Genomic DNA, 14,770 nt, shown 5'->3' on the forward strand with positions numbered 1-14,770 from the left:
GGCCCTAAAGGGCCAGGTTTTGCATGTCAAACGGAGATGTCTAGCCACCGTATATTTGTTCGAATTTGCGCAGCTCTTCGCTAGTTCTAGCCTGTTTCAGCTCCGCCTTTACTTCGGATCGTGTTTTTGGAGCTTCTGCTGACTCCAGAATCGGGTAAGCGCTGTCTGAGGTCGATAGCTCGCCTGACTCTTTCGCTTTGCGGAGCTCTTCTTTCACTTGGGCAGTGGTCTTTTCAGATATTGATTGAAGCACAGGATAGCCAGATTCACCGGCGGTTGCCGTTTGCGAAAAGAATGCTGCCGAAGCAAGTGAAGTAGCAATGACAAAAATGGAATTTTTGATTTTTGATTTCATTTTTTTCTCCCAAAGTAAGTTAAGTAAATTCGTAAAACGTCTGCGATAAATTGTTTTTCCTAGGGAGTCATTCAACTTATCGATGTATAGATTTTAGAAAATGGTTGCGCACAGAAACATGACAGCGCCATTACAAATTTGTAATGACGTGCCAACAGTCAATCACCAGACGATCGCTATTCACTCGTATGGAAAGGGCCTATGAAAATTTTATTTGTAGAAGACGAAATAAAGCCAGGTGAAACCATGCACCATGGTTTGAAGGATGCAGGGTTTATTGTTGATTGCGTAAAAGCGGGAAGTAATGGTCTGACAAGAGCACTTCGTGGAGCATATGATCTGATCGTTTTAGACGTAAAGAAACCTCATCTCAACGGTTGGAAATTACTGTTGGAGCTGAGAGCGGCTCATGATGCCCCCTTGCTTTTTCTCACTGCACGTGAGGCGATGGATAATCAAGTAAGTGACGCAAAGCTTGGTGTTGATGATTATATGATTAAGTCATTTTCGTTCATGGAACTCATGGAGCGTGTAAGAATTTTATTGCGAAGAGAATGTGAGCAGGAGCCAAAGATAATCGAGATTTCCGACATACTGATTGATGTTTCTAAACGTTGTGTGTTGCGAAATGGGCGGTATATAGATCTGACCAGAAAACAATTTTCATTGCTCCATCTTTTGGCGAAGCGCTCCGGAGAAGCTCTTTCTCGATCACTCATTGCCGCGCAAGTGTGGGGTGCTGATTTTGATGGTGATACAAACGTCGTTGATGTTGCAGTGTGTCGTCTAAGGGCGAAGTTGGATGACCATTATCCTCAGCAATTGATCCGAACAGTCCGAGGTATGGGATATGTACTAGAGGACAAAAAATGAATGTCCTGCGAAGAATGTCTTTAACTACACGGTTTGGATTTCTATTCTTTATGGTGTCGATTCTCATTTTCGCCGGTGTTGGGACTTATTTGTACCTCACACTATCAAGTGAACTTGAATCACGTGATGACCAAGAATTGGTTGGGAAGATTGGATTGATGCGACACATTGCGGAAGAGGCGGAGACAATTGATTCAATTCGGAAAGATCCACATTACTTTTTGGATGTATCCACCAGCCATGAAAAACTGATTGTCTTACTAAAGGATTCTCGCGGAGATATTGTCCTTCATACAAATGCAGGACTCGGGAAATTCCCTCAGATTTATTCTCCTCCACTCAATGTGGATGCAGACCGAAGGTTCATCAAATCACTATTGACCTCAATCGGCTTAACTGCGCGCGCGATCGCCGTGAAAGCCAAACTGAAAAACGGTGAGCAACTCGACATTATCGTGGCGCGAACTATGTCCGATCGCATGGAGTTATTGAATTCGTATCGAGCAGACGTATGGAAGGCGGCCATTGCCGGAACGCTATTGGCAGCTTTGTTTGGATATCTGGTGGCATCGAGGATTGCCGCTTATACGTGCGATCGCAAGCTAGGCTAGCTCAATCACGGTGCACCGATTGGGTCCAGTGCTTCCTGATCTGTTCATGCGCTTTTTCTTGAGCTACGAGCGCCGCGTTGGATGCGGCCAGGGCTAATTCTAAGCGGTGCGCCTCTTTGCCTACTTCATTTGTCTGCAACAATGTATCGGATACTTGCGTCACTAGTTCCTGTATGCGCACGTCTTTTTCGCTAATTTGAAGTTCAAGCAACGCGTTTCGCTGCAGAGCCTCATGCAATTTTTCTACTTTTTGTTCGGTTTCTCTTTCGTGGTTTTTGAGCTCATAAATAGATTTTTGCGCGTGCGATAAGTCGGTTACTAGTCGCGCACCTTCTTGATTAAGCCGAGTGACCTCATCCTGTTTGACGATCAGACTTTGCTGCAACTGGCGCATTTCAGCCTGCAATTGTTGAACTTGGTGTTCATGACGGCGTTGATCCTGATCTCGCTGCTCCTTCATCGATTGGCGATAATGCTCCAACGCCTCGCGCGAGTGACGATGCTTTTCTTCTAAGGAAGCGCGATATGACTCGTTTTCTAGTAAGCGTTCCTTAAGATTTATAACCTGTTGATCCCCTGCGTGCCGAACAAGCTTCTCTTCCTGGTAGAGCTCTAGCACCCCAGATTTTGATGTTTGTTCCTGAAACAGATCAGCCTCAAGTTGGCCAACTTGGTTGCGCAGGGCAGCAACCGTGTTTTGAAGCTCAGAAATCGCGGTGATGTGTTCGCGATTTTTCTCGTCACTCTGCGTAAGAATCTCTTCAATTTTGGAGTCGGCTTCGGTCTGCAATTGAGCCGCCAAACGATTCACGATATCCAATAAAGATTCACTTATCGACGGAGCAGGGCGGTCAGCTGCATCATCTAACTCTTTGAGATATTTATGAATGGTTGTCTTAGATCCAGTATTGCCAAGAGCGACTCTTACCGCATCGACAGAGGGATTGATTTGCTGAGCCAATAATGAGTCTCGGGCTTTTTTTACATCCGATTTTAACAATCCTGAGCGCGCCATAATTTCCCCATTTGAAAATAAGATGATGTATTACGTAATACGTAATTACATACTAATTTAACCTCTATATTTCATCCATTCAAAATTAAATTAAGATTGGGTAATACTAGGTTATCCGATGTGATATTGATTTAAGTTGCTGCGTGGCAATAAAAGAAGTGTAATGGACCAGTTACCCCCCCCCGATTAACTAGTACCGGGATCTCATGTGAATTGGCGACCACCCGGCTTCCTTTAAGGCTGACAATGCAAGCTCCAAACTCGTTTTCTTTGCCTCAAGACCTGCCTCCAGAATTTGGCGCCATTGCGGATGGGCTCAATCAACTAACACCTTCCGAAACTGCACTAGGAGAGGGTGTGAAGCAACTGGTTAAAACTAAATCCCTACTGGATCTCCTTACCAAAGAGAGAGGAGGCTCCGCTGTAGTTAGTCAAGTCCTAGGGGCCCATTATTCTTATGGAACGATAGATGCATACTCTTATGCGCATGGCTTGCTGCCATTCTTTCGCTCACAACGGGAGCGCAGCAAAGAATCTACGGATTACAAGGCGTTGGTTTCTCCCGAAATAACAATTGGGGAAAGCTGGAAATGGACGCCAGAGAGCGAAACAAAAGAACACAACGATGCGGTGGTGAGGGCATCATTCAACGCACTCGTGGAAGAGAGAAGTTCGCACGCTGCCAGTTATACCTATATCCCGAAGCTGGGTCTGGTCTTGGCTGCAGAGGGCAAAAATCGGGTTGCATTATTTCGGAAACTCGACTTACCAATCCCTGCATTGGTGAGCGATCAAGACTACCCGGATGCAAAAAGAATTCGCCTTATTTATCTTGATCAAGTAGCTTTTGCCATTCTTGATGATCGTTACGCACAACGCCTGGTGAGTTCTGAGTTAACTCGAATAATTCTCGAGCCATATGGAGTCAAAGTAGAAAAAAATTGGCCAGAATCTTACCCATCTTTGGAGCGGGTATTGGACGCATTCGACCGTAAAGCGTACTCGGCCGACAGCAGATTTAACGACATTGATATGCAGCCAGTTCAGTATAGGCAGCTGGCCGAAGAGACGATCGTTCCTGCATCGATAATGGAGTTTGAAAAAGGTCTCAGGCCGTCGATGCTCACGATTGGCTATGGATTTACTATCGCTCTAATGTTGTCGGTGGTTACAGCCATGTTTTGGGAAGTACGATTGATATCGACAATAAGTCTTTCATTGGCCGTGACCTTTTATGCCGCACTAATGCTTGCATCCGCGCCACTATTTCGCTGCCAAGTCCAACAACTCGGAGAAGATGCGGCCCAGAGGCATCGGCTGGATTTAATTGAGAAATTTAGTCGAAACAATCCAAATTAATAACATTGCACTGACGACCACGCGATAGCCTATTCCGTGAGTATTGGCTTAGGTTTTCGGCTAAGCTATCGTGATGAACAACGTTGATCACTATCTCCATGCTGCCACCCGCGAGAACACGCGTAAAAGCTACCAGGCGGCCGTTCGGCACTTCGAAGTGGAGTGGGGCGGTTTTTTACCTGCAACTGCGAACAGTGTGGCGCGTTATCTTGCGGACCATGCCGAATTGCTATCGGCAAATACGCTGCGCCAGCGTTTGGCGGCACTAGGCCAGTGGCACATCGACCAGGGCTTCCCAGATCCAACGAAAGCGCCGATCGTGCGGAATGTGTTTCGCGGTATCCGTGCGTCGCATCCATCGCAGGAAAAACAAGCAAAGCCTCTTTTGCTGGCAGAGGTAGAGCAAGTGGCAACATCCCTGAGTGCTTTCGCCGCGCAGGCTCAAGAAAAGGGTGACCGATCATTATCTCTCCGCCTTAAGCGAAATAACGCGCTTTTACTCATCGGATTTTGGCGCGGATTTCGTGCTGATGAGCTGACCAGGCTCGCAGTTGAGAGCATTAGCGTGGTACCGGGAGAGGGCATGATTTGCTATCTTCCGCACACGAAAGGAGACCGACAATATCGAGGAACGCCATTTAAGGTGCCTGCGTTGGCTAAGTTATGCCCTGTGAGCGCCTACCAAGATTGGCAAAATTCGGCGCAACTGACAGACGGACCTGTTTTTCGGGCCATTGATCGGTGGGGGCATGTAGGTGAGCGGGGCATGCATGTCGATAGCATAGGACCGCTTCTGCGTTCAATCTTGTCTGAGAACGGCGTTGTATCAAGTGAGCTCTACAGCAGCCACTCTTTGCGTAGAGGATTTGCAAATTGGGCCATTTCCAGCGGATGGGATATCAAAACACTAATGTCGTACGTGGGATGGAAAGATGTGCAGTCTGCGGCTAGATACGTAGATGCAGCAGATCCCTTTGGAAATCATCTGCTTTCGAGTGCTTCGTAACGCTGTATCAGGGCACTATAGCGGGTAGCGACGCTCTTTCCGAATGCGAAAAACGCGACTCTCAGCTGGAGCAGAAATGCACACACCCTCAAAAAATCGACTATAACCACTCAAGGGGCGCATTTGCCAAAAAATAGCCACCACCCCCTCACTTACCCAAAAAACAGCTAAATTGTGTCTTTTATGGCGTTAGGAAGCGCATTTAATTTTTCACTGTAAAAAAAAACAGTGAAACCATTAGCAATCACATAAAGAGAGTGCTAATATTGCCGAGCTGAAAACAAAAAGTCGAAGACGCCTCTCGACGTCCTCGACTTTTGACTCAAAGCACCATGGCTCCCAAACAATGCTCCTGGAAAGAAATTTGTTTGGCAATTTAGTACTGAAAGCGGTCTGCATTATATGAGCGAGAAATCTGTGACGTAAAGCTTTTAAATGTAAATGTTTTTATCTTGCAACATTTACTGATCAAGATCAGCCAGCTCATTTTTGTAGTCGCTTTCGCACAGCGGAAGGGCTTCTATGCCTCAGCATTTGGCCGATTGCCGCCAAGACAATTTATTGTTTCATTCGCGTCACTTCTTCAGAGGTGACAAATGACACGAGATATTTCCCCGCCTTCAAAACACGGCTACTCTGGCCGTTCAAGTTCAGTTTTTTCTTCTGCTTCCGACGATTGCACCTTCAATTGTTGCTCTGCTCGTATTTTCAAAAAACAATGTAATACAAAATGGCCTGTCTTATTTGAGGTGCAAACGTGAGCGCATCTAATCCATTGCTTGGGGAGAGCAGTAACATTCTCGCAGATCCTGCGCTCTCTGATCACAAATTGGCGGCTTGGCTAACTCAACAAAGCCTTGCAGGTTGGTGCATCACACTTATCTATGCGAAGCATTTGTGTGCCTTTGCTACTAATAACCCCGCAGATTCAAAACTTGTTTTTGGCGACGTCGGTGATGAGTCGCTGCCTGTAATCAAGCAATGTGCCAAAAATAGGCTGTTGTTTGGTAGCGGTGTCGATTACGACACATTACTGACCGCGGCATTTGCGACCTCTGATTGGCTTACTCAGGGTGTCCGTATGACGGCTACAAGTGTTCAAAACTGGCACAAGGTTCGACAAGCGCTGTTTACTCAGGGCAGGGGAAAGTCGTTATCGTCGCGAGATGAAAGTAGGGTCTGGCATGAGGCAGCGGGGCGCTGTATGTACAGGGGTTGCGGAGAGGACTTAACCAATACTTCCTTGACGACTAAGTCCGCAGCAGCTGCTTACTTGGCTCATATTGTCGCTTCAGATGAAGATGGGCCACGTGGTGACCCTTATTGGTCTCACACGCTATCAGATGATCCGAACAATGTAATGTTGATGTGTGATGCCCATCATCGATTGGTCGATAGAATCGATGTAGTGGCGCATCCCAGTGAACACCTCAATGCTATGCGTGCTGAGCATGTGGCCAAAGTTCGTGCAGTCTTGGATTCATTACGTTTTCCGAATGCGCGTGGTATCGCCTTATTGGGCGACATTGGCAATATAAAAACGCCATTTCACCTGCGTGATATGCGTGATGCCATGCTAGCTCAGCGTTTGTCGCCCAATCCAGAAATTGATCAGTTAGTCCGCAATTTCAGTCGCGATGATCGTCTATCGTCTGACTACTGGCGTTGGGTATTAAAAGAGTATGAAGATGATTTTCGGAGCCTCATGCGCCGATTAGGTGCAACCCATCCATTAGGGGATCAAGTTGAAACGTTGTGCGTTTTTCCTTTGCACTACGTACCGATACTAATTCTATGCGGCAGGCTCATTGGTGAGGCGCGGCGGATCGAAGTATTTCAATACAGTCGTGGAAAATCGTGGCAATGGCCTACTGACACTGCGCCACAGAAAGAACAATTTTTCTATATCGACGATACAAAAGGCTCATCAACGACACGATCGACTGACGCCGTTGTTTCATTGGAACTGACTGCAGACATTGATTTCAACGCTTTTCCAGAGCCAATAAAGCGCAATATCGAGGCGGGTACTTTGCCTTGGCTAAGGATACGTGCAGAAAGCCCTAATCCAGCATGCATTACACACCCAGAGGATCTAGCTCAATTTACTAAGCTAGCCCGCCGGGTTGTCACGCAAGTACAAGACGTGCTGAGAGCTGAAAGAGTGCATCTTTTCGGCGTTTCACCGGCAAGCACATTATTCCGGTTCGGACAAATTCTGCAACCAGGCAACCACGCAGACTACATCATTTATGACAGGCCTGATCGTGCTCAGCCTTTTAATCCGGCAATTTCTATCTCAGGGAGGGCTGTGCAGGACGGAATTCCCGCCGCGTCAGCAACTGGGTTCTCGATCAATCTTCGCTGAGGATAAAGGAGTGATATGCCAGCTCAGGAAATTTTTATATCCGTTGACGTTGAAGCGTCCGGCCCTATACCTGGTGAGTACAGCCTTTTAAGCATAGGGGCCTGCAGTATTTTCGAAACGGAAAAAACATTCAGATGTGAACTTCAACCAAGTTCGCCGAAGCATGACCCAGAAGCATTAGCGGTCACTGGATTGTCGCTCGCGCATTTAGAGAAAAATGGCCTGCCTGTGACCAAAGCTATGCAGCAGTTTGAACACTGGCTCGAAAGCTGTCGAAGTAAGCAAGACGAGAAACTGATTTTTGTTGGCTTCAATGCGGCTTTTGATTGGTCGTTTATTAATTACTATTTTCACAAATATTTGGGTAGAAATCCTTTTGGATTTTCCGCCCTGGATATAAAAGCCTTATACATGGGAAGTACGCATGGCACCTGGGCCGACACCAAATCCAGCAATATGGACGTAGCTTTGAAACCGAAGCTCAAAGGAACTCATGATCCGCTAGAAGACGCGTTGTACCAAGCTGAGTTGTTTCGATTAATTCGCAAGAAAGAGGGAGAATCAAATTAGAGCAGATACGGATTCTCACTTAACCGGCATGACCGAATTTTTAATCAAACAACCTTGAATTAGAAAGAAAAAAATGGACACAACATTATTGAATAAGCCTCAAGTCGATAGTTGGGAAAGCCTATTGCTGCGTTCTGCGGCACAAATTTCATTGAGTGCCCCACAGTACGAAAAAATCAAAACTCGTTATGAAAATCTACAAAACATTCTTGATGCGACGACCGATCCATTGCTGCAAGGGGCGCATATTTTTATTCAAGGATCTATCGGACTTGGAACGACTCTCAAACCGGTTCCATATGCTGTAAATGAAATGGCTACGATTGATGCCGATGCGATCGTTCTTTTGCCGAATGCTGCAAATGCCTCTGCGGACCAAGTATTGGAGGCAATTGAGCAAAGATTTCGAGCTGGCAGTCGCGTAGGCCAACCGATTAAGCCGTTACGTCGTGGTGTACGGATTGTCTATGGCGATGAAAATCCAGGCTTTCATATTGATATTACGCCTGCAAGAGTAGTAGCCGGCAATACTGATCAGAAAGGTCTTGGCAAACTTCAAGTACCGGACAGAGAGACTGGTTGGAAGGCCAGCAGTCCACGTGAGTATTGCAACTGGCTTGGAGAGATAGCTGAGCTGAAAGTTATCACAGAAACACATTCGTTTGCTCTTGATTCTAGTTCTCGAGCAGACACAGCATTAGCTAAATCGACCCAGGATCCTGTACCGGACTACGGCGAGTATATGGATAGCAATCCCTTAAAGGCTGCAATCAAACTCTTGAAGCGGCATCGAGACGTATGGGCGATCGCCAATCGGAAAGAGAGCATTCGACCAATTTCGGCAATCATTACTACATTAGCCACTCATGCCTACGAAGAAATTGCACGAGAGTCAGCTCACCGTCCATTACGTCCCATCGAAGCAATGATCGAAATCGTCCGTCGAATGCCTGACTTTATTGATCCCATCCCAGCAGGGTATGCCGTATTTAATCCGAAGGACGACGGCGAAAATTTTGCGGAAAAATGGAATCGTCCCAACGGAGAAGGTAGTAAGTATCGAGACGCCTTTTATGTGTGGCATGCCAGAGCAGTCGTTGATATGAAATTAGGATTGGAGGATTTTGGCAAAGCCGAAACATTTGAGAATGCTATGAATGAACAGTTTGGCGTATCTAAAGCATTCGTCAACGACGCTATCAAAAAACTCCCAGCTGATTGGACTCTGCCCGGACGTAAAGCAGGTGTAACTCTCAACAGTATTAGTTATGCCATTTTTGCTGGCGCTGCCGCAGCCAGTAGTGCGTCACAAGCAGCCATCAAACCGGTAGATCGCCTTGGCTAATAATGGTGATGTAGTGTCGGAGGATGTTGAACGAGGAGTCGCAGCGCTTTGTAGGCACCTTGGCGAAGAGGGTAGTCGTTTATTGAGACGTTGTGAACCCAAGGGAGATGAGCTCGCCTCCTTTGATTTCCCTTTGCCGCCGGACTATTTGGGAGTCTCGCGCACGTTGCGGATCTCGTTCAACAATAATTTTCCGACGAGCGGACTAGTCTTTAAGATCAGTCCATCTGCATGGCTGAAATGGCCACATGTCATGAAAGATTGGCTGTGTCTATATGGGGCAGGAAATGCCCCTGTAATCGGAACAGCCGAACAAGTAGTGGCAGACAAATTTGCTCGTTTGACTGCTTTGCTGCAATTAGTACTTCCTGCTGAGGCTAAAGGCAAACGTGACGCCGAATTCAATCGAGAGATATCGACTTATTGGGATCAGCAAATTGACCAAGCTTACCGAACCTGGCAGCAGCTTATTTTACTTGGCCTTCCAAGTAACGCAGGTCCTCTCTATACAGTATCTGATCAACGGAAGCGCATAGGGAATGTTGATGAACGTATCTGGGTGGGTGAAGATGCGAAAGAGCTGTTCAAGCATATTGCAAAAATCTCAGGTGCATCGGATAGTGTCAAGGCCCCAGCGAAAGCGGCATTTTTCGCTCCATTACTGAGCATTCCTGGCGTTGAATTACCTAAAGCAGAAAATTTGATTGCATGGCTTGCGCCACATTTACAGGCGGCAGATGCTCGGTCTCTAACGAAATGGGAATCAGACTCAGAAAATTTTCCTGTGCGCTGGATTTTAGTCCGTTTACCGGATACCGAACCTGCTTTGGTCAAGGCATTTGTGCTACGCAGCACGGCTATGAAAAAGAATGGTCATTTTAATTATGGCCGTCGTGCTGGGCGTACATATGGGCGCTCAAAAACAAGATCGGGGCCTATCGTATTGCAGGCGGCGAATTTGCATCTAATCACCCCAACTACCTTACATTCACGAGATAAAAATACAGACCAAACTCAGCTAAAGCAAAAGCAAGTTGTTTTGATAGGTGCTGGTACATTGGGTGCTATGGTAGCAACCCAGTTGGCCCGCACGGGTATTACAAAAATGACGGTAATCGATCCCGATGAGTTAGAAGTCGCAAATATCGGCAGGCATGTATTGGGCGCAGATGACTTGGGACGATTTAAGGTGTATGCCCTGAAAGAAAGGATAGAGCGCGATTTACCGTTCGTAAATGTCCAAGCGATTTCTAACTATCTACACTTAGCATTGAAGGATAAACCTACCTTGCTTGATGAGGTAGATCTAGTAGTCATCACAACGGCGGATTGGTGGTCTGAGCAATACCTGTGGCATCTTAAGGCTAATGCGAACTGGTCATTAGTGCATGGGTGGGCAGAGCCTCATGCCTTAGTAGGACATGTATTGACAGCGCAGACAGGGCAAACAGGCGATGGGCGTCAATTATTTGATGTAAACGGCCACTTTAAACATCGCTTCACCGATTGGCCGCATAATGGTGTTGAGCCCTTGCCAGGTTGTGGTGCCAGCTTTATCCCGGGTGGGCCAATTTCGATTGCTGCCATAGCCACCATGATTTCTGACGCAGCAATTTCCACCCTGACGAGAAATCCGCCCCAACCATTTTGGTTCACCTATGTTTCCAATCCAGAAAGGGTCACAGAAGCAGGCGGAACTTACTTGGCGGAGCCATTACCCCCGAACTGCGGGAATCTTGTCATCAAAAGACCGTGGCCAGAAGAGGTCGCGCAATGACGGCTCTACATCGCTGGATGTGGCATTGGTCTGATTTAGACGTTACGTTATATGTTCATACCTCGGTTGCTTCTTTCTTTGAAAACCATCGACAAGAGCAGGGTGGACATGAGCGAGGGGGCCAACTTTTCGTTGACGTAACGCGTCCAAATGGACTCTGGCTAGTTGAAGCTACTGGCCCACATCTCAACGACAAGTCTGGTCCAACATGGTTGGAAATGGATTTGAAACGTTGCCGGGAAGAGATCGAAGAAGCAAATGCAAGAGGTTTGCGTTTAATTGGTTATTGGCACTCCCATCCCGAACATGTACCGGCATTATCTGGCCAAGATATTAAAAGCTTAACGAAATTCAGCCAACGAAACACTCATCAACTGCCTAACCCATTGGCAGTTATAGTAGGGCGCAGTCTTTCACCGGAAGGCATACGCGCTTGGATTTATCAGAAGCGCAAAGCTCTTCTTGCTGAACATATTGAACAAAATGATGGACAGAATAAGTTTTGAAATTCGAGACGTCGTATACGTATGGGATATTCACACATAATTTCTAAAGGAGATATATGGGTATAGGCCAAAAAGTGCGGTCGCTACATTGCGGATTCCAACAAGGCCTCGGATTCGAGGTAATTGCTGAAGAAAATGTCATCTTGCTCAAGAATGTGCCATTTGAGCTAGAAGATATAGTTACAAAATGGATCGCTGCATTACCAACAGAACTAATGAGTGGTCCTGACGCATTGGTAAAGCTCTACCCAACTGAAGGATTGGCACTAACTGAGTCCGGGTGGAGTGCGTTTGTAAGTTGGATGACCGAAACGTTAAACAGCGCACAGCACGAACCAAATTTTCCGCTAAAAGCACGACAATCAGCTAAAAACTCTGCTCAGTAAATCTATAGGTGAGAATTATGGCTGCGACGTTGAAATTATCGGATGAACTAATTTATCTTGCTGCCCCATACGCTGTTGCGGCGCATAGGTCAGTTTCGCAGCAGATTGAATATTGGGCTCGCCTGGGAAAGGCCGCTGAGGACAATCCTGAGTTACCGATTGAATTTATAAAAAACACATTACTTGCCGTTGCCGAATCGGACGCCAAACTACACACCGATTACTCGATACGTAACTAGGGGCAATGTTCGCTCTCGAAATCCCTAGATTAACGGCTCACTTCGAGTGGAGCCGAATCGGAAGTAAAGTTGTTAAAACTATGCGAACGGGTAGACTTTACATCTTTAGTTCCCAAAAATTTACAACTTTAGTTCCGCAGCCTGAAATTCTGCCGGTGGTTCCTGGTCTTGCCGTGCTCTCTGCTTAATCTATAAATTCGCATAATTTATATTATGTTAAACCGAGACCTAAGTTGAATTTGTCCATAGAACTGTCCCTCGTCCGTTGAAGTAAAAGTGAACGATTACAGGAAGTAAAAGTGTGATTTTAAAAAAGAGCACGCGAACTAATCGGAAGTAAATGAGTATTCGCATTAAAGTAACCACTTAGCCGCATTTGAAAATAGCCATCCATTTGCAAAGCACTGAAGGAGCAAGGGGCTTATGTCCTTTAAAATTTTTATTGATACCGAATTTACTGATTTTATCGATATTCACCTCATAAGCATCGGTATGGTCGCGCAGTCGGGTGAAGAATTCTATGCCGAGGTGCCGTACCCTGATGGTAGCTGTAACGCGTTCGTGCGCGAAACAGTAATTCCATTACTTGGACGCGTCCAAGATGCGTCCTGTGCGGTTGAGGATCTGTGCGTCAAAATGACAACTTGGCTCAGAATTGTCAGGCCCCTCGAAGAAGACGTTGAAATTTGCTTTGACTATCAGTCAGACTGGGATCTATTTTCCAGCGCATTGGACTATCGCGTGCCGCCATGGTGTCAAGCACGTATGATTAACCGCAGCATCAACGAATTGCTGCGCTATAAATTTCATAAGGATAATAATCTGCCTGAACATCACGCGCTATACGATGCACAGGCGAATCGATATGCTTTTCGAGAGCGTCCGTCCGTTTCAGCTTGAATAGTCTGTCGTGGTTACTTTGAAATTCGAATGACCGGCTACTTTCGTGCGCGGATGCCTGGTTACCTTAATGCGAATACTCAGTAAATGTGTAAAGTCGCCAGTTCGCATACTTGTATCAACTTTTTCCTCCCCCGCTTCCCTGCGTCCACATCGTTCCGCAACAGAGCCATAAACTTACCCAATAGAATTTATAACTGATTGTTGTACTTGTTGAGCAAAATCTGGTTCGTACTGTGCGTTGTTCAACGTTTCAGTCATCCAACTTACAAACGCACTCCACCCAGATTCAGTCAGTGCTAATCCTTCGTTTGGATATAACTTAACCAAGGCTGCTGGGCCGTCCATCAGATCAAGAGGCAATACGGCAATCCATTTCGCGATCACGTTTTCCAGCTCAAATGGCACACTTTTGAGCAAGATGACGTTTTCTTCAGCAATGACCTCGAATCCCAGGCCTTGTTGAAATCCACAATGTAGTGACCGTACTTTTTGGCCTATTCCCATATATCACCTGCAGAAATTTATTTGCAAAAGTGCCCTACTAAATATTTGCATCAATGTTGCCACATCCGTACGCAGATCATTGTTGGTGATCTTGCAAGGCGGATTACATACGGACTGTTGGGCATCTCCGATTGGAATAAGACGGCTTCGTTATAATTTCCCTTAGGAAATATATGTAATACATTGATTAATTGCAGTATTCACAGTTGCTTAACCGGATTTTAGATACTAGAATTAGTTTCAATTCAGCATTGCGCACTAAATGTAGTGCTTGAAGAGAGGGAGTTTGTCCGGAGATAATATTTATCTCCGGACGTAGAGACAGCTAAACGCCATACTCTAAGGTGGGGACCCAGAGTTTCGTTTATTGCTGCGGATGCGTCAATACTGGACATAAAGCCAGTGTTGTTTCGCATCTAAGGCTTGCTGTTTCGCTCCATTATTAAACGCCATCTATAGAGGAGTTCAAAATGGCAAATAGCAATCGCAGTGGTAGTAAAACGACCAGTCTGGCAGCAAGAACCCTGGCAAGTAGTAGTGCTTCAGGTGTTCAAAAAAGTTTGGCGGCCAGCGTCTTGTCTCAAGCGAGTACAAATCGCGTTACTGGCAAAGCAATGGAAGGAGTCGCTTCCTCTGCTCTTCGTAACCCGAACTCGAGTCCCGTGACCCAGAAGCTTGCTGGTTCTGTGGTTTCTCAGTCTAGTAAGAAGCGTTAAGCAGTAGCGGTACGTCAGCATCTTGCTGACGTACCGCTACATTTCTTTTTTCTTTTGCGGAGCAATCATGAAATCGATCAAGCTTATTTCAAATCCCACCACGCGTAATTTGCCAGGTTCCGTTGGAATTATTAAGAACGGGGTTACGGGGCAGCAAATGCAACCGATCACACGCGGGCAATCTGGCCAAGGAAGCAGCAATCCCAAGCCTGAAAATGGCTCCAAATAAAAGCCCAG

The 14,770-nt window shown here is 46.3% G+C and carries 17 protein-coding genes; 14 read left to right on the forward strand and 3 right to left on the reverse strand.

The annotated features are described in order from the left end of the window. Positions 1–40 precede the first annotated feature (40 nt). Positions 41–355, reverse strand: a complete 315-nt coding sequence (locus BQ6873_RS02900) for a DUF4148 domain-containing protein (protein ID WP_012079615.1) — start codon at positions 353–355, stop codon at positions 41–43. Between the two features lie 201 nt (positions 356–556). Here BQ6873_RS02900 and BQ6873_RS02905 point away from each other — a divergent pair, with 201 nt between their 5' ends. Both BQ6873_RS02905 and BQ6873_RS02910 read left to right on the forward strand, forming a co-directional pair. Beyond that, the gene (locus BQ6873_RS02905) at positions 557–1,228 is read left to right on the forward strand and encodes a winged helix-turn-helix domain-containing protein (RefSeq protein ID WP_076591306.1); all 672 of its coding nucleotides are present in this window, start codon (positions 557–559) and stop codon (positions 1,226–1,228) included. Continuing rightward, a complete protein-coding gene (locus BQ6873_RS02910; RefSeq protein ID WP_012079613.1) occupies positions 1,225–1,839 on the forward strand; it encodes a hypothetical protein in 615 nt (204 codons plus the stop codon). Before BQ6873_RS02905 ends, BQ6873_RS02910 begins: the two co-directional genes overlap by 4 nt. Position 1,840: 1 nt before the next feature. On the opposite strand, the gene BQ6873_RS02915 is transcribed toward BQ6873_RS02910, so the two are convergent. Next, positions 1,841–2,854, reverse strand: a complete 1,014-nt coding sequence (locus BQ6873_RS02915) for a DNA-binding protein (protein ID WP_076591307.1) — start codon at positions 2,852–2,854, stop codon at positions 1,841–1,843. A gap of 246 nt (positions 2,855–3,100) precedes the next feature. Between BQ6873_RS02915 and BQ6873_RS02920 the strand changes: the two genes are divergently transcribed. From BQ6873_RS02920 to BQ6873_RS02965, 10 genes are all read left to right on the forward strand, one after another. Beyond that, positions 3,101–4,213 (forward strand): hypothetical protein, encoded by a 1,113-nt coding sequence (locus BQ6873_RS02920; protein WP_076591308.1) that lies wholly within the window; start codon positions 3,101–3,103, stop codon positions 4,211–4,213. A 73-nt stretch (positions 4,214–4,286) separates the two neighbouring features. Beyond that, on the forward strand, positions 4,287–5,219 hold the full coding sequence (locus BQ6873_RS02925; protein WP_076591309.1) for a site-specific integrase: 933 nt from the start codon (positions 4,287–4,289) through the stop codon (positions 5,217–5,219). A gap of 757 nt (positions 5,220–5,976) precedes the next feature. Beyond that, complete coding sequence (locus BQ6873_RS02930; RefSeq protein WP_157889102.1) at positions 5,977–7,587, forward strand: SAVED domain-containing protein; 1,611 nt, start codon at positions 5,977–5,979, stop codon at positions 7,585–7,587. 15 nt (positions 7,588–7,602) lie between these two features. Further along, a complete protein-coding gene (locus tag BQ6873_RS02935; RefSeq protein ID WP_076591311.1) occupies positions 7,603–8,157 on the forward strand; it encodes a 3'-5' exonuclease in 555 nt (184 codons plus the stop codon). A 73-nt stretch (positions 8,158–8,230) separates the two neighbouring features. After that, positions 8,231–9,502 carry a nucleotidyltransferase domain-containing protein gene (locus BQ6873_RS02940; RefSeq protein WP_076591312.1) on the forward strand — a complete coding sequence of 424 codons (1,272 nt, stop codon included), beginning with the start codon at positions 8,231–8,233 and terminating at the stop codon, positions 9,500–9,502. Continuing rightward, positions 9,495–11,279, forward strand: a complete 1,785-nt coding sequence (locus BQ6873_RS02945; protein ID WP_076591313.1) for a ThiF family adenylyltransferase — start codon at positions 9,495–9,497, stop codon at positions 11,277–11,279. Before BQ6873_RS02940 ends, BQ6873_RS02945 begins: the two co-directional genes overlap by 8 nt. Continuing rightward, positions 11,276–11,785, forward strand: a complete 510-nt coding sequence (locus tag BQ6873_RS02950; RefSeq protein WP_076591314.1) for a Mov34/MPN/PAD-1 family protein — start codon at positions 11,276–11,278, stop codon at positions 11,783–11,785. Before BQ6873_RS02945 ends, BQ6873_RS02950 begins: the two co-directional genes overlap by 4 nt. Positions 11,786–11,841: 56 nt before the next feature. After that, a complete protein-coding gene (locus tag BQ6873_RS02955) occupies positions 11,842–12,171 on the forward strand; it encodes a hypothetical protein (RefSeq protein WP_076591315.1) in 330 nt (109 codons plus the stop codon). A 17-nt stretch (positions 12,172–12,188) separates the two neighbouring features. Next, positions 12,189–12,410 carry a TA system antitoxin ParD family protein gene (locus tag BQ6873_RS02960; RefSeq protein WP_076591316.1) on the forward strand — a complete coding sequence of 74 codons (222 nt, stop codon included), beginning with the start codon at positions 12,189–12,191 and terminating at the stop codon, positions 12,408–12,410. A 423-nt stretch (positions 12,411–12,833) separates the two neighbouring features. Continuing rightward, positions 12,834–13,310, forward strand: a complete 477-nt coding sequence (locus BQ6873_RS02965; protein ID WP_076591317.1) for a 3'-5' exonuclease family protein — start codon at positions 12,834–12,836, stop codon at positions 13,308–13,310. A 177-nt stretch (positions 13,311–13,487) separates the two neighbouring features. Here the strand turns inward: BQ6873_RS02965 and BQ6873_RS02970 are convergent, their stop codons facing one another. Then, entirely contained in the window at positions 13,488–13,817 is a 330-nt protein-coding gene (locus BQ6873_RS02970; RefSeq protein ID WP_076591318.1) for a hypothetical protein, read from the reverse strand. 470 nt (positions 13,818–14,287) lie between these two features. On the opposite strand from BQ6873_RS02970, the gene BQ6873_RS02975 reads away from it, so the two are divergent. Continuing rightward, complete coding sequence (locus tag BQ6873_RS02975) at positions 14,288–14,533, forward strand: hypothetical protein (RefSeq protein ID WP_076591319.1); 246 nt, start codon at positions 14,288–14,290, stop codon at positions 14,531–14,533. Positions 14,534–14,600: 67 nt separating this feature from the next. After that, a complete protein-coding gene (locus BQ6873_RS17960; RefSeq protein WP_157889103.1) occupies positions 14,601–14,762 on the forward strand; it encodes a hypothetical protein in 162 nt (53 codons plus the stop codon). Positions 14,763–14,770 lie beyond the last annotated feature (8 nt).

The sequence above is a fragment of the Herminiimonas arsenitoxidans genome (assembly GCF_900130075.1).
Lineage (GTDB): Bacteria > Pseudomonadota > Gammaproteobacteria > Burkholderiales > Burkholderiaceae_D > Oxalicibacterium > Oxalicibacterium arsenitoxidans.

Excerpts from the sequence above, each read along its gene's own strand:
- BQ6873_RS02900 (WP_012079615.1), bottom strand. The coding sequence starts at position 355 with ATGAAATCAAAAATCAAAAATTCCATTTTTGTCATTGCTACTTCACTT.
- BQ6873_RS02905 (WP_076591306.1), top strand. The coding sequence starts at position 557 with ATGAAAATTTTATTTGTAGAAGACGAAATAAAGCCAGGTGAAACCATG.
- BQ6873_RS02910 (WP_012079613.1), top strand. The coding sequence starts at position 1,225 with ATGAATGTCCTGCGAAGAATGTCTTTAACTACACGGTTTGGATTTCTA.
- BQ6873_RS02915 (WP_076591307.1), bottom strand. The coding sequence starts at position 2,854 with ATGGCGCGCTCAGGATTGTTAAAATCGGATGTAAAAAAAGCCCGAGAC.
- BQ6873_RS02920 (WP_076591308.1), top strand. The coding sequence starts at position 3,101 with ATGCAAGCTCCAAACTCGTTTTCTTTGCCTCAAGACCTGCCTCCAGAA.
- BQ6873_RS02925 (WP_076591309.1), top strand. The coding sequence starts at position 4,287 with ATGAACAACGTTGATCACTATCTCCATGCTGCCACCCGCGAGAACACG.
- BQ6873_RS02935 (WP_076591311.1), top strand. The coding sequence starts at position 7,603 with ATGCCAGCTCAGGAAATTTTTATATCCGTTGACGTTGAAGCGTCCGGC.
- BQ6873_RS02940 (WP_076591312.1), top strand. The coding sequence starts at position 8,231 with ATGGACACAACATTATTGAATAAGCCTCAAGTCGATAGTTGGGAAAGC.
- BQ6873_RS02950 (WP_076591314.1), top strand. The coding sequence starts at position 11,276 with ATGACGGCTCTACATCGCTGGATGTGGCATTGGTCTGATTTAGACGTT.
- BQ6873_RS02955 (WP_076591315.1), top strand. The coding sequence starts at position 11,842 with ATGGGTATAGGCCAAAAAGTGCGGTCGCTACATTGCGGATTCCAACAA.
- BQ6873_RS02960 (WP_076591316.1), top strand. The coding sequence starts at position 12,189 with ATGGCTGCGACGTTGAAATTATCGGATGAACTAATTTATCTTGCTGCC.
- BQ6873_RS02965 (WP_076591317.1), top strand. The coding sequence starts at position 12,834 with ATGTCCTTTAAAATTTTTATTGATACCGAATTTACTGATTTTATCGAT.
- BQ6873_RS02970 (WP_076591318.1), bottom strand. The coding sequence starts at position 13,817 with ATGGGAATAGGCCAAAAAGTACGGTCACTACATTGTGGATTTCAACAA.
- BQ6873_RS02975 (WP_076591319.1), top strand. The coding sequence starts at position 14,288 with ATGGCAAATAGCAATCGCAGTGGTAGTAAAACGACCAGTCTGGCAGCA.
- BQ6873_RS17960 (WP_157889103.1), top strand. The coding sequence starts at position 14,601 with ATGAAATCGATCAAGCTTATTTCAAATCCCACCACGCGTAATTTGCCA.